10 protein-coding genes are annotated in these 15,175 nt (G+C 42.5%); 4 read left to right on the top strand and 6 right to left on the bottom strand.

The features are described from left to right. Nucleotides 1-17: 17 nt before the first annotated feature. The 3 genes from I2I33_RS16635 to I2I33_RS16625 all read left to right on the top strand — a co-directional run bounded on the left by I2I33_RS16635 (nucleotide 18) and on the right by I2I33_RS16625 (nucleotide 5,163). The gene (locus I2I33_RS16635; RefSeq protein WP_087419700.1) at nucleotides 18-1,835 is read left to right on the top strand and encodes an alpha/beta hydrolase family esterase; all 1,818 of its coding nucleotides are present in this window, start codon (nucleotides 18-20) and stop codon (nucleotides 1,833-1,835) included. A 9-nt stretch (nucleotides 1,836-1,844) separates the two neighbouring features. Next, nucleotides 1,845-3,014: a thioredoxin family protein gene (locus I2I33_RS16630; RefSeq protein ID WP_087419701.1), complete on the top strand. Its 1,170-nt coding sequence runs from the start codon at nucleotides 1,845-1,847 to the stop codon at nucleotides 3,012-3,014. Nucleotides 3,015-3,084: 70 nt separating this feature from the next. After that, on the top strand, nucleotides 3,085-5,163 hold the full coding sequence (locus tag I2I33_RS16625; protein WP_087419702.1) for a TlpA family protein disulfide reductase: 2,079 nt from the start codon (nucleotides 3,085-3,087) through the stop codon (nucleotides 5,161-5,163). Between the two features lie 387 nt (nucleotides 5,164-5,550). On the opposite strand, the gene I2I33_RS16620 is transcribed toward I2I33_RS16625, so the two are convergent. The 6 genes from I2I33_RS16620 to I2I33_RS16595 all read right to left on the bottom strand — a co-directional run bounded on the left by I2I33_RS16620 (nucleotide 5,551) and on the right by I2I33_RS16595 (nucleotide 12,298). Continuing rightward, nucleotides 5,551-6,453: a hypothetical protein gene (locus tag I2I33_RS16620; protein ID WP_087419703.1), complete on the bottom strand. Its 903-nt coding sequence runs from the start codon at nucleotides 6,451-6,453 to the stop codon at nucleotides 5,551-5,553. Nucleotides 6,454-6,520: 67 nt separating this feature from the next. Continuing rightward, nucleotides 6,521-9,145 (bottom strand): valine--tRNA ligase, encoded by a 2,625-nt coding sequence (locus tag I2I33_RS16615; RefSeq protein ID WP_087419704.1) that lies wholly within the window; start codon nucleotides 9,143-9,145, stop codon nucleotides 6,521-6,523. A 62-nt stretch (nucleotides 9,146-9,207) separates the two neighbouring features. Further along, nucleotides 9,208-10,050 carry a zinc ribbon domain-containing protein gene (locus I2I33_RS16610; protein WP_087419705.1) on the bottom strand — a complete coding sequence of 281 codons (843 nt, stop codon included), beginning with the start codon at nucleotides 10,048-10,050 and terminating at the stop codon, nucleotides 9,208-9,210. 3 nt (nucleotides 10,051-10,053) lie between these two features. Further along, nucleotides 10,054-10,839: a Nif3-like dinuclear metal center hexameric protein gene (locus I2I33_RS16605; protein ID WP_087419706.1), complete on the bottom strand. Its 786-nt coding sequence runs from the start codon at nucleotides 10,837-10,839 to the stop codon at nucleotides 10,054-10,056. 45 nt (nucleotides 10,840-10,884) lie between these two features. Next, on the bottom strand, nucleotides 10,885-11,217 hold the full coding sequence (locus I2I33_RS16600) for a MerR family transcriptional regulator (RefSeq protein WP_087419707.1): 333 nt from the start codon (nucleotides 11,215-11,217) through the stop codon (nucleotides 10,885-10,887). Between the two features lie 106 nt (nucleotides 11,218-11,323). Further along, nucleotides 11,324-12,298 carry a M23 family metallopeptidase gene (locus I2I33_RS16595; protein WP_027200388.1) on the bottom strand — a complete coding sequence of 325 codons (975 nt, stop codon included), beginning with the start codon at nucleotides 12,296-12,298 and terminating at the stop codon, nucleotides 11,324-11,326. A gap of 239 nt (nucleotides 12,299-12,537) precedes the next feature. Here I2I33_RS16595 and alaS point away from each other — a divergent pair, with 239 nt between their 5' ends. Then, a complete protein-coding gene (gene alaS, locus I2I33_RS16590) occupies nucleotides 12,538-15,165 on the top strand; it encodes an alanine--tRNA ligase (protein WP_087419797.1) in 2,628 nt (875 codons plus the stop codon). Nucleotides 15,166-15,175: the final 10 nt, after the last annotated feature.

The raw sequence follows: 15,175 nt of genomic DNA, 5'->3' as shown, positions 1-15,175 counted from the left end.
TATAAAGATTTTGAGTTATGAGAAAATATTGGATTTTATTTATATTGATTTCTTTTATTGCCATGTTTTCCTGTACGGACGACACGAGTGCTTACTTGTCCCAAGATAAGGAAGACGTGAATGTGGATGAGGTTCCTGTTGACACGACGAAAAAAGATACTCTCCTTCCCGAGGGACAACTTGTTCCCGGTATGCATTTGGTGAAGTTAATGGTGCAGCAGGGTGATAGTTTGGTCGAGCGGAGATTCAAGTATTTCATGCCTGTGACGTTGAGTCCCGATAAACCGATTTCCTTGATTTTCGAGTTCCATGGGAGTTATGGGTTTGACGGACCGGATGAGATTGCGGATCCGCTCGCTAATATTTCGGAAGCAAATTTCTTATGTCAAAAGGCGATCAAGGAGAATATTGTTATCTGTTATCCCGCGGGATCGGTAGAGATTAGCAATGAGGCCGATACCAGTGGTGCGGTGAACTGGGCCGGGGATGGTTACACGAAGAGTCTTCCGTTTGTGGATGCCATGGTGAAATATTTTACCCAAGACAATGAGCCGCGGGTGGATCCCAACCGGATTTATTCCACGGGACAGTCGAGTGGTGCCATATTTTCTTTCACGTTGGCATTGCATAGGTCGGATGTGTTTGCTGCGATCACTCCTCGTGCAGGACAAAGTGCTTCCGTGGAGCCGTTTCCGAGTCGTGCGGTACCCGTGAGGGTATTTGCCGGGGAGATAGATGACGCAGTGCAGCATAGTGCTGTCCTCACGAATATGGCCAAGTGGGCTCGGGAGATTGGCGGGTATTTTGAATCTGATATGCAAATAGATACGGCTAGGTATGAAGGATATGCGGATGTTACGATTCGTTCTTGGCGTGGGGGTAAAGCGGATTACGAAATCTATTCGCTTGCTGGTATCGGACACGGGATTAATGCCGGAAAGTGTTTGGATGATATGTGGGAATTTATGAATAGTCACCCCTTGAACTATAATCCCGCAAATTTATTTGTGTCAACCAATATTAAGGAGATAGATGCCCAATGTAATCAGACTTTCGAAATCTCATTCAATTACAGCGAAGGTGCTGAAATTTCGATAGATGCCCCTCAAAGTTGGAATCCTAGAATTGAAGGGAAGAAATTAACGTTGACGGCCCCTCTTGATTATTTCGGGAATATTGAACGTGAAGGAACGATCACCTTCACAGTTACGAGTAATCAAGCAACAGCAAGTTGTGAAATCCCGTTCTATCTGAACGCCCCGAAGACCTATTTTGAAGTGGGGGATATTTATTATAACGAGAAATTTGAACCCGTAGGTGTGGTTTGTTGGGTGAATAATAAGAATATCCGGGAAGCAAAAATTATCAATTTACAGGAAGTTACCACACAAGGAAGTTATCAAACGATTAATTTTGGTGATTTCGGTACGAATTTTATTACTCCGGATTATGATGATGGAGAAAATAACACGTTGTTACACGTGCAGCAAAATGCCACCCTGTCAAAACCTTTGAACAATATCCAGAGCGGATTGATCTGGGCTGCCCAATACGAGTATAAAGGGGTAGGCGGTTGGTATCTTCCCGCTTTCAATGAATTGCAGGCAATCAGTGGCAAGTTGACGTTGATAAATGAGAAGTTGCAAGAGATTGGAGGAGAAAGTGTGGTGAATACCAATAAATTGGATGCATATCTTTCATCAACGGTAACTGATGCGAGTGGTACAAAATGCTTCCACATGATGAATTTCACTAGCAATATGGAAGTAACGCAGGTTAGAGAGAATACTTCTTATTATAGAGCACGTGCATTTAAAAAGGTAATCATAAAATAGAATTGAAAGATGAAAAAAATAATACTGAATTTATTATTTTTAGCGATTCTGCTTCCTGTTACTGCGCAGGAGAGTGGAATTCGCTTTTTTCATGGAACGTGGGATGAGGCTATTGCTTTAGCGAAAAAAGAGAAAAAGAAGATTTTTGTGGACTTTTACACGGAATGGTGTGGTCCGTGCTTGAACATGTCGTTGACCGTGTTCGTGCTGCCGCAGGTAGGCGATGTGTATAACAAGAATTTTATTTGCTTGAAAATTGATGCTGAAAAAGGAGAGGGACGGGAGCTGGCAAAACGCTATGGAGTAAATTCTTACCCGACTTATATTTTTGTAAACCCGAAGAATCAAGAGATTGTACATCGGAGTGGAAGTAACAAACCGGTAGAGGATTTTCTTTATGATGCCCAAGGGGGAATTAACCCAAAATTAGGCTCTGTGTACATGGATAAGAAGTATGCTGAGGGAAAATATGATTTGGATTTTCTGAAAGATTATATCCGTTATAAAAAGTCTTCTGGAAGTCGGGAGGTTCAGAAGTATTTTGATGAGTTGATTTCTAAAGGGGCAAAATTAACAGAGCCTGACGTGTGGAAGTTGTATTGTAAATGTATCACCGGGTATCAAAATCCTTACGTGAAGGAAGTTTCTGATAATTATTCGCAATTCACGGAATTATTCGGTAAAAAGGAAGTAGATATGAAATTGATGGAGGCGACCTCTTATGCCCCGGTTCAGTTTATAAAGGAGTTATGTGATTTCGAGGGAAAAGATTTTAATATCAAGATGCGTGTGATGACCGATCTTTTTAATCAGAAAAAGTATGATGAGGCATTTGCCGAAGTCGAGCGTTTGAAAGCAGATCCGTCGATCGACCAGCATAAGTTCGTGAAATTACTTGCGTTTTATGTGCGAGTATCCCCGGAATATACAGATAAAGAATTGCCTTATGAAACGTTGGTAAACAAAGTTCGAGGATTGAGATATGTCGCTTATAATGTGTATGATCGGGATGATGCCATGCCCCATTTTTATTACGTGCAGGGTTTGGAATACCTGTTGAAACGAGCCTTGGAAGAAGAAAAGCAGATCCCTGCCGATTTGGTTGCCACTCCGGAATACGGGAAAAAGGTGTATGATATGCGTCACCCGGATTTAAAAGTGAAACCCAAACGGAGGTAAAGATATAATTGTTACCTTTATAGCCTTCACTCGGATGATTTCGAGTGAAGGAACAACAAAAATGTAATGTATGAATTATTTAAAACTGGTCTTTCTTGTGCTGTTCGTGATTCCCTCGGTAGTTGTGGGGCAAAAAGTTGTAAACAGTAATTTTTTGGGTAACTGGGCGAATTCCGGAACGGGAGCTTGGGAGTATGGCTTTTATGAAGATGGGGCTGTTGCATGTTCTGATTTCTGGAAATATAAACGAGTGGAATTCGGAAAAAAACGAATGGAGGTTGTACTGGAAAATGGCAATCAGACGATAGCACTCAAGATCAAGCAGGGGAAGAATGGGAATATCACCATAGCACGTGATGGCGCGAAAGGAGAAGTGTTTCGGCCGTGTGATGGTAAAAATTTTGTCGCGTGGGTAGGAGTTGATACTGTTTCGTTTTCAAGACCTCTCGTGACCACCGATACCGTCACGATACGCGGTTATATTCGTAATCTTGATAAGGTGACACATCCGGCGTTGCGGAAGTACACGTTTACTTGTAGCTATGATGAATTGTTGGAAGAGGATGGAGGAGAAATCGTTGCTCCAATCGATTCTTCCGGGCGGTTTACACTTCGTTTTACCGTGAGTGCGCCTCTGCGAGTTATATTGGCATGGGGACGGATGTGGAAAAATATTATTGTTGAGCCGGGGGAGACGGTTTTGTTATATGCGGATGCTTCGGATTGGAAAACGGTTCCGAATGTGTCGAAGGAAGAGATGATTAACGGGAAAAAGGATGTGTTATTCATGGGGAAGAATGCTCGTTTCCATCAGGAGTACACGTGTTTCCCTTATCCGTTATGGATGAGAGATATGTACGAGTTGAGGGAGATTGCCCGTTCGGACATGGAGTTCTTACGCTTGGCTGAGGCAGATTATTTGAAATCGGTGGCATGTTTCGATTCTATTTGTGGGAAATATCCGAATCTTTCAAAGAGATGCAGGGAGGCGATAGAAAATGAATGGAAATACTACTTCGCGGCGACGTTGATGCAAAATCGGTTTAATCTAGGTAGGAGGCAACGGTTTGAGCCTGAATACATGGAGTATGTGAACGCTCATTTTTCGGTAAATGAACCTTTATGTTATTTTATAACTCAACGTTACTCAACATTTTTGCGAGATTATACCGGTTACGTGGATCATCAAAAATTTAGGTATGTTGAGGGGATGGGGATGGCTTATATTCCCGATGATCGTTTTTATGAGGCGTTAAGGAGATTGAAGGAGGGCGGAAGGTTTGAGGAATTGACAACAGAAGATATAGCAACTTGTGAAAATATCAACAGAAAGATTTTGGACTTGAGTCGGCAGCAAACTGCGGATACAAATGTGTTTCAGGCGGTAATAGCGGGCAACTCTATGCTTTATGGTAAATTGAATGCCTATCGTTCCATGCCGGAAGTGCGGGAACAGGAGGAAGTTATCACCCGGGAATACGAGTTGTTACTCTATGACACGTTGGTTTCCGATCTTTTATTGAAAGAACTTTGCTATGCACAATTGTTTATGACAGGAATGGAGTATGATCATAAGCCATTGTTACCGGGAATAATGAAATTGGCAGATGCTAGAATTTCAAATCCTATATTGAACCGGAAGGTGAAGGAGACCAGTGCTGTTTACCAGAAGATTGCTAGTAAGAAATTAGCTTACGAGGCGAGTCTGATTGATGTTGGGCAATTTAGTCATATCTCGGATGCTGATTCTCTTTGGCAGGCGTTGATTGAACCTTATCGAGGAAATGTGATTTTGTTCGATTTCTGGGGATCGTGGTGTGAGCCTTGTAAGAATATGTTGGCGTTGATGGGTGACATTGAGAAGGTGTTCGAGAACGAGAAAGTGGTATTTATGTATTTTGCTTATAGCTCACCGGAAGAGGCGTGGAAAAATGTGATCAAAGAATTTGATCTTACGGGAAAAAATATTGTGCATTATAATTTACCTCCTCTACAACAGCAGATGATTATCAAGAAGATGGAGGTACATGGATACCCAACGTATAAAATTATAGATAAGGCCGGGAACGTGACGAGTAGGGTATTGGAATATCCGTTGCGGCCTCAAAGCGTGATAAATGAGATCAAGGCGGAACTAGAGCGGGAATAAATGGACCGTCTAATAAGTCTATTTTTCTATTATTCAGAGATATAAATTTATTCTTATATCGAACTCATGTTATTTAAAGTGCTAAAATATAATGTGAGTTTGATATCGCAATGTTTTATTGTTTGCTTGTTGTGAATACTCTGCTTCATGTCATTACTTGAACTATCTTTGCTCCCGGACAAAGTGATAGTTTTCAACGGTACTTGGCTTGGTCCCATTTTTGATTGATGGGCCGAAAGCAGAAGAGTTTTGGTTTTCATTTGCGATCGGTACAATCGGTGGGCTATTATTTTCGATCATAGCTTTGGTGTTCTTTATGCCGATATTAATGCCTTTGGGATCACTTTTGAAAAACGGAAAATTAATGCCTGATAATTAATAATTAAACTATTTTACATGAAAATATGACTGTTCCTTGGCAAGTTCTAGATAAAGCGTCTTTGTGCCTTCGATTTGCTGGTAATGTTCTCCGACTTTATGGCAGAAGTTCCAGCATATTTTTTGAGGGTTGAAGATGATGGTTGCGTCTTCCGGGTAGGATTCGCACCATTGGTTTATGGATTCTTCATATTGTTTACCTTGGAATAATGAGGCTGTCTCGTTTTCAATCATAAAAATGAATTGTGAAAAGCCGAGTAGTTGGAAGTTGTTGGAAAGAAGATAGTAGGTTTGTCCGTCCTTTTGCAAGGTGAATATCTTCTCGATCTTTACGTATCCGGTGGTATCAATGGCTGTGGTATTCCAACCGCCTTTACCGTTCTCGTAAAGGAGGAATGAATACAAGGGGTTGTATGACCATTCTTGAAAATTTATGACTCCGACTTTGTGGTCTGCAGAGGCTACGTCAGCTAATAAATGTACATCCGGACATAGGCGGGCTGCTTGTTCGAGAAAACGAAAGAAGAAGCCTGTTTCTTCGGTTGTCAGCTCTTCACCCCGATGGTTTTGGCGGTAGCCTAATTCATGTCGCATGAGTTCCAAGGCTGCTTGAACCTCTTCTGCCGGGTAGTATTTACGTTCTCCTATTTGGTATTTTTGTAGGAGTGCTACCGTGTGTATGACTTTTTGCTGCTCGGTGGAATCTGTGTGATAGGGAATGAAGAAACCTTGTTGTTGTAAGGAATCGAAATATGCCGTGAGATTTTTAGGTGCTGTGCTTTCTTGTATTGGGCCGTGTAACAGAAAGGTTTGTTCCGGTTTTTGTTTATTTTCCGAGCGATTCCGATTTGAGTTACATGAAATAATCAGGGCTGAGTTCAAGATGAATAGTAAAAGTATCAACGGTCTCATGGCTTATATCTTTTTTAAAACAAGCAGTCCGACAGCGGACTGCTTGTTTTATGTTTGAAATGATACCTTAGTTCAATTCTGCCAATTGTTGTTCAATGGCTTTGATTTTTGCTTCGGCATCAGCTTGTTTCTTACGTTCGTTCTCGACAACTTGTGCCGGGGCTCCACTGACAAACTTCTCGTTCGAGAGTTTTTTCATCACGGATGCCAAGAAGCCTTGGGCGTAAGCTAGATCAGCTTGCAGTTTGGCTCTGACTTCTTCTGTGTTGACCTCTCCGACAGAGGGGATGAAGTATTCAACCGTGTCGCAGATAAAGCTCCATGCTCCTTTTACCGTGTCGTTGACCATTTCTACATCTTGGATATTACCCATTTTACAGATAATGCTCTCGAATTGTAGCGGGTAGCGGTCATTACTTTTCACTCTTAAAGAAATCGCATCTTTGAAGGCAATGTTGTTTTGCTTGCGAATCGTGCGGATTCCGGCGATCACTTCTTTCGTGTTTTCAAAGGTATTCAAGAAGTTTTCGTCGTATTTTCCAGGGATTGGCATCACGGAAACCATGATACTTTCTCCATCTTTCCGCTCTCTCAAGTTCTGCCAGATCTCTTCCGTGATGAACGGCATGAACGGGTGAAGTAATTGTAACATTTCCTCGAAGAGGTAAATGGTCTTATTATAAGTGATCTGGTCAATCGGTTGTTCGAATCCCGGTTTGATGATTTCCAATAACCAAGAGGAGAACTCATCACGGAATCCGGTGTACACGGTCATAAGAGCCTCGGAGATCCGGTATTGCTCGAATTGGGTGTTCAAGGTTTCTTTGCACTTGTTCAAGTATTGTTCGAACCATTCAAGAGCTAATTTAGAATGCAAGGGTTGTTCCAAGTCTGCGACTTTCCAGTTGCTGACTAGGCGGAATGCATTCCATATTTTAGTCGTGAAATTACGTCCTTGTTCCGGAAGACTTTCATCAAAAAGAAGGTCTCCCCCGGCGGGAGCGCACAATAACATACCAACCCGTACACCGTCAGCCCCATATTGATTGATCAGGTCAATCGGGTCCGGAGAGTTACCGAGAGACTTAGACATCTTGCGATGGAGTTTGTCCCGAACGATTCCCGTGAGGTACAGGTTCGAGAACGGTTTCTCGTGGCGATATTCATAACCGGCCATGATCATTCTTGCCATCCAGAAGAACAGAATATCCGGCCCGGATACTAGGTCATTTGTCGGGTAGTAATAGTTAATATCTTCATTGTCCGGTTCCAAAATGCCGTTGAACACGGAGATAGGCCACAGCCAAGACGAGAACCAAGTGTCCAAACAATCTTCATCTTGACGTAATTGGTCAACCGGGATGTCTTTGCCGAATTTCTCCTTCACCAGTTGTACTGCTTCCGTGGGAGTTGCGGCAACCACATAGTCGTTGCTATCCGGCAAGTAGTATACCGGAATCTGGTGGCCCCACCATAATTGGCGGCTGATACACCAATCTTTCACGTTCTCCATCCAATAGCGATACGTGTTCTTGTATTTGGCCGGGGTTAGGAGAATATCGTCGTTCATCACGGCATCCAAGGCCGGTTTGGCTAGTTCCTTCATTTTCAGGAACCATTGCATGGATAGTTTGGGTTCGATAACCACGTTAGTCCGCTCGGAATATCCTACCTTGTTATTGTAGTCTTCTATCTTTACAAGGTTACCCGCTTTTTCCAGTTCGGGGATGATTTCTTGACGCACAACAAAACGATCTTTACCCACGAAAAGCTGTGCATTCTCGTTTAATGTACCATCGTCATTGAAAATATCGATGGTTTCAAGATGGTGTTTATAACCGATTTCGTAGTCATTGATGTCGTGTGCCGGGGTGATTTTTAATGCTCCGGTACCGAATTCCATATCCACGTATTCGTCCTGAATAATCGGGATCACCCGGTTTACCAAGGGGACAATACATTTCTTGCCGGCCAAATGACGAAAACGCTCGTCATTGGGATTCACGCACACGGCGCTATCACCCAAGATAGTTTCCGGGCGGGTCGTGGCAATGATGATATATTCGTCCTCTGTCCCCTCAATACGGTAACGTAGGTAATATAATTTACTGTGTTCCTCTTTGTAAACAACTTCTTCATCGGATACGGCTGTTTTGGCCGACGGGTCCCAGTTAACCATCCGGACTCCTTTATAGATAAGTCCTTTGTTATACAGGTCGATAAATACCTTTATCACGCTGGCAGAACGAATCTCATCCATCGTGAAGCAAGTTCTGTCCCAATCGCAGGATGCACCCAATCGCTTTAATTGTTCGAGGATGATCCCCCCGTGCTTTTCAGTCCAAGCCCAAGCGTGTTTTAAAAACTCATCCCGGGAAAGGTCCCTTTTCTCGATGCCTTCACTTTTAAGTTTGGCTACCACTTTGGCTTCCGTGGCAATGGAGGCATGGTCGGTTCCCGGAACCCAACAAGCATTTTTACCCAGTAAACGGGCGCGTCTGACGAGTACGTCCTGTATCGTGTTGTTCAGCATGTGTCCCATGTGCAGGACTCCCGTGACGTTAGGTGGCGGGATTACAATACAATACGGAGTTCTCTTTTTATCAACAGTGGAATGGAAAAATCTGTGTTCCAACCAGTATTGATACCATTTCTCTTCGCTCGTTCGCGGATCATAGTTTGTTGGGATCATTTTAATTCAGATTAAAATTATATATTCGTAAAAAGGCTGCCTTGTCGAGCAGCCTTGTTTTTTTATTCTTCTGATTTTCTAAGTCTTCTTCCTTTTTTCTTTTGTGCATCCAGGAGAGCTTCAAGGTCTGCTTTTTGTTGCGAACCGTCGTAGTCACAGATGTATTTATCGATGAGAATACGACCACAGTACTCGCAGACGATGATTTTCTTCCGAGAACGGATGTCTAACTGTCTCTGTGGCGGGATTTTGTTGAAACATCCACCACATGCATCACGGTCAACGGTTACAACGGCTAATCCATTGCGGGCGTTGGAACGGATACGGCGATATGCCGTTAATAGACGTTCGTCAATGGTTGCTGCGAGTTCTTCCGATTTGGTTTGCAAAGACTCTTCATCTTTGTGAGTTTCATTGATAATGTCGTTCAATTCACCTTTTTTAGCCTCCAAGTCAGATACTTTGTCTTCGTAACGCTTTTTGGATTCTTCCATTAGCGCTTCTTTTTCTGCTTTTGCTTTTTGAGCTTCCCGGATTCTCTTTTCCTGTAATTCAATTTCCAGTTTCTGGAATTCGATTTCCTTGCTTAAAGCATCGTATTCGCGATTGTTGCGAACGTTATCCAATTGTTCACTGTATTTTTTGATCGCTTCTTCGGCTTTCTTGATGTCCATTTTCCGAGTGGAAGAGGTTTTGTCAAGTTCGCCTAATTCAACCTTCAAGTTTTCGATACGTGTTTCCAATCCCGCGATCTCGTCTTCAAGGTCTTGAACTTCTAACGGTAATTCTCCCCGTAGAGTCTTGATTTTATCGATCTCGGTGTCAATTCTTTGTAATTCATACAGGTTCTGCAGTTTTTCTTCAACTGTCAGCTCTTGCATTTTCTCATTGTTATTCGTCACCATATATTATAAATACTTAATCGGATTTGTATTAATCTCAGAAAACTGAACCGCAAATTTAGATATTTTTTTTGTAAGTATCTCATAAAATATCTCTTTTGTGAATTGTTCGCTTTCGTAATGGCCAATATCGGCAATCATAATGCGGTTTTCCGTGAGGAAAAAGTCATGATATTTGAAATCCCCTGATATATATATGTCGGCCTGTCCGGCCAAGGCCTGCTTGAAAAAGGAGGCTCCGGCTCCACCACAAACGGCAACCCGTTGTATGGAGGATGTATGAGGTGTTGTGTAACGTAGCCTATCACACCGGAATATTTCTTTTACTTGCTGCAAAAAGGCCATGCTTTCAACGGGTTGTTGTAACTCGCCGATAATCCCGAATCCGTTACCGTCCACCGGGTCTCCTTCCGGTTGAAGAATCTGTCGATGGTGCAGGTCGAGTTTATCTGCCATACGTCCGCTTACACCGTTGGCAACCACGTCCATGTTCGTGTGTGCAGCGTAAATAGTGATGTCGTGTTTGATGGCATCAATCACGCAGCGCTCCACGTAAGTTGCCGGAGTAATATGTTTTAGCCCGCTGAAAATGAGTGGATGGTGGGAAATAATTAAATTGTGTCCCTTATCAATCGCTTCCTTTACAACTTCTTCGGTGACATCAATACATAGTAGTATGGATGTTAATTCCCGTTCCGGGTCCCCGCAAAGTAATCCGGAATTATCGAAACTTGCCTGAAGTTTTAACGGGGCATAGGCTTCTATGAGCGAAATAATCTCTTTTATATACATATTTGGAATTTAAAATTTAGAATTTAAAATTTAAAATCTAAATTATTACGGTAGCTGGTTTTTGATGGATAACAATTCTTCCTTAATTCCTTTCAGGCGTTTTATGACCTCGAAGTGTAATTCGGTTTCGTCCTTCCGGTTCTTGAGTTGTTGCTGGGCTCCTTTTAGTGTCATTCCTTTTTCCTTGACTAGATGGTAGATCAGATGGAAATTATCGACATCCGCTTTCGTAAATTGACGGTTCCCTTTTTTATTTTTGTGAGGTTTAATCACGTCGAATTCTTTTTCCCAGAACCGGATCAATGACGTGTTGACTCCGAACATCTCGGCTACTTCTCCGATAGAATAATACAACTTTAATGATTCTTCAGCCACCATGTTTAATTGAAAATTGAAAATTGAAAATTGAAAATTAGCTTTTCAAGTTTCGTTTTTCGGTGTTATACATTCATTTAGAATCTCTAAATCTAAAATTTAAATTGGATCAGTCCATGCTTTGTCCCGTGTTATTTGCGGTCTCCACTAACAACTCGAACTCGTCGGGGGTGAGATCGTTGAAATAAAAGTTTATGGGATCTATCGGCTTGTCATTTTTCCGTACTTCATAGTGTAGGTGAGGTCCCGTGGATAGTCCGGTGTTGCCCAAATATCCGATAACGTCCCCTCGCTTGATTTTTTGGCCTTTTTTAGCCAGGATTTTATCCATGTGGGCATATAGCGTTTTGTAACTGAATCCGTGGTCGATAACCACGTGACGGCCATATCCCTTATCAAATTTACTTTCGATAACTACACCGTTGCCAGTTGCATAGATCGGGGTCCCGATAGTACCCGTGAAGTCCATACCTGCATGGAATTTTGGGGTTTTGTAGATGGGATGCATCCGATAGCCGAATGAAGATGTTACCTGATGTGTATTTTTGTCTTTCAACGATACCGGAAGGATAGCCGGAATGGAGGCTAACATGTCGATTTTGTTTTTGGCCAGTTCTTCAATCTTGTCAAAGGATTTACTTTGAATATAGATTGCTTTTGATAATTCATCTATTTTCTTGGCTGTTCCGATAATCAGATCCGCATTGTCGATTTGTCTCAGATGTTCGTACTGGTCAACACCCCCGGAACCTGCCCGGCGAATGGATGATGGGATCGGGTCGGTTTCGAAGATCACCCGATAAATGTTATCATCCCGGGATTCCATATCTTTTAAGACGTTATCCAGGTGTTCTACCTTGTTACTTAATAAACTATATTGAGTGAGAACTTCCTCGTATTTCCGTTTTAAAAGTTTTTCTTTCGGGGAATCAATGAAAGCATATACCAAGTATAGCATGACAATAGCCAAGGAGAAACTAGAAAAGAATTTCTTGAATAATCTCCAAAGCCTTTTTCTTAAAGATGATTCTATTTTATCAAAAGATAATGTGTCCGAATTAAAATGATACCCTGCTTTTCGCATAGTTACTAATAAAAAATAGTGTTTGCGATGCAAAGTTAAAGAAATAATCTAAATTTGCAACTTGGTAAACAAGGCAGATCAAAGTGATAGCATGATAATCCCGGTTGAAATGCGCTTGGTAGGAAGGATGTCAAAAAGGGAGCTGAATTTCTTTTCGAGCGAGGATTAGGGCAATAAGCATGGAGTTGATAGAGAGTGAAAGACAGAATCTGCGTATGTCATTTTTAAATTTAGAAGGTATGAAATCAGCAGAAATCAGACAGAGATTTTTAGATTTTTTTGAGAAGAAATCACATACAATAGTACCATCGGCACCGATGGTGATCAAAGGGGACCCGACCTTGATGTTCACGAATGCCGGAATGAATCAATTTAAAGATATAATTCTAGGAAATGTGCGTCCGAAAGCAACTCGGGTGGCGGATTCCCAGAAGTGTTTGCGTGTTTCCGGAAAGCACAATGATTTGGAGGAGGTGGGACATGATACCTATCATCACACGATGTTCGAGATGTTGGGTAACTGGTCATTCGGTGATTATTTCAAGAAAGAGGCGATTGCTTACGCTTGGGAGTTCCTTACGGGAGAGATGGGGTTGGATAAAAATCGATTGTATGCAACCGTTTTTGAGGGAAGTAAGGATGATCGTTTGGAAGAAGATAAAGAGGCGTTGGAGTATTGGAAATTGTACTTGCCTGAAGATCGGATTCTGTACGGGAATAAAAAAGATAATTTCTGGGAAATGGGGGATATGGGACCTTGCGGACCTTGTTCGGAGATTCACATAGACTTGCGCCCGGAGGCCGAACGGGCATTGAAACCGGGGCGTGAATTAGTGAATAAGGATAACCCGTTAGTGATCGAGATCTGGAATCTGGTGTTTATGCAGTATAACCGTAAGGCTGATGGTAGTTTGGAGAATTTACCCAGTCATCACGTGGACACGGGGATGGGATTCGAGCGTTTGTGTATGGCCGTACAGGGAAAGACGTCCAATTATGACACGGATGTGTTTACTCCGATCATCGGGGAGATTGCCCGATTGAGTGGAAAAGAATACGGGAAGGATGCGGCTGCGGATGTCGCAATGCGGGTGATTGCAGATCACTTGCGTACGATCGCATTTTCAATTACAGACGGGCAGTTGCCTTCGAACGTGAAAGCCGGTTACGTGATCCGGAGAATCTTACGTCGGGCTGTTCGTTATGCTTATACATTCTTGGATCAGAAGGATGCATTCATGTATAAGTTGGTGCCGGTGTTGATTGAGGTTATGGGGCAACACTATCCGGAACTCTCTTCTCAGCGGGTATTGATTGAGCGGGTAATACAAGAAGAGGAAAATGCCTTCTTGCGTACATTAGATAAAGGTATAAAGTTATTGGATAAGATTATTGAGAAAACCAAGGCGGAAGATTTCTTGACTGTACCGGGGAATGTGGCTTTTGAGTTGTATGATACTTATGGTTTCCCGTTGGATTTGACCGAGTTAATTTTGAAAGAAAACGGATTGGTGGTAAATCGTCGGGAGTTCAAGGCCGAGATGGAAGCTCAGAAAGAACGTTCCCGTTCGGCTGCTGCCGTGAACACGGATGATTGGGTGGAATTGATTGCCGATGATACCCAGGAGTTTGTGGGGTATGATTACACGGAAACAGAAGTGCAGATTACCCGTTATCGCCGGGTGAGTACGAAAGGAAAAACGCTTTATCAACTGGTGTTTAATATAACTCCATTCTACGGAGAGAGTGGAGGACAGGTCGGTGATCGTGGCTGGTTGATTTCAGAAACGGAAAAGATTAATGTTTTAGATACTCATAAAGAAAATGGGTTGACGGTTCATATAACAGACCGTTTGCCGGAGGATTTGACTCAGGTGTTCACGGCAAAGGTGGATTTGGACAAACGGGTTGCCACGGAGAATAATCACACGTCAACTCACTTGTTGCATTATGCTTTGCGGAAAGTGTTGGGAACGCACGTGGAGCAGAAAGGATCATACGTGAGTGACGAGTATTTGCGTTTTGACTTTTCCCATTTTCAGAAGGTAACTGACGAAGAGCTGGAGAAAGTTGCAGCCATAGTGAACCAGGAAATTCGTAAGAATTATCCGTTGGAAGAAAGTCGGGCTATACCTATCGGGCAAGCCAAGAAAATGGGGGCGATGGCTATCTTCGGGGAGAAGTATGGGGATTTGGTCCGTGTGGTGAAATTTGGGGAATCTGTGGAATTGTGTGGAGGTACGCATGCCCATGCCACGGGGCAAATCGGGTTCTTCAAGATTATTTCAGAGAGTTCCGTTTCTGCCGGGGTTCGTCGTATAGAAGCCATTACGGCAGCGAAGGCGGAAGAATATATCTTGAATTATTTCAAGATGATGAAGGAAATTGATAGTATGTTTAAGTCTAACCGAGGTGTATTAGAGAATGTTAGAGAACTGTTGAACGAAAACGAGGGATTAAAGAAAGATGTAGAGAAATTCACGCAGGAGAGTTTACGGATCATGAAAGAAGGGTGGAAGAACGAAAAGCGTGTAATCCGTGATATTAACATGATTGTGAAGACGGTTATGATGCCCCCGGCAAACGTGAAAGATATTGCTTTCCAGCTAAAAGGGGAGTTGAATAACCTCATTCTGGTGATTGGTGGTGTCTTTAATAATAAGCCTCATTTGACCGTGATGTTCAGCGATACTCTGGTGAAAGACTTTGGATTGCATGCCGGGCAGATCGTCAAGGATGCAGCTCAAGAAATTAAAGGTGGTGGTGGTGGACAACCATTTTTCGCAACTGCCGGAGGATCAAATCCTGAGGGGGTTAGTAAAGCTCTGGAAAGAGCGGAGAAACTGATTTTGGATAAAATTCATTAGTTTTTGGTAC

This window comes from Butyricimonas sp. BSD2780061689_150309_C8, from assembly GCF_015560935.1.
GTDB classification, from domain to species: domain Bacteria; phylum Bacteroidota; class Bacteroidia; order Bacteroidales; family Marinifilaceae; genus Butyricimonas; species Butyricimonas paravirosa.
This window is presented reverse-complemented; position numbering and strand designations above follow the sequence as displayed.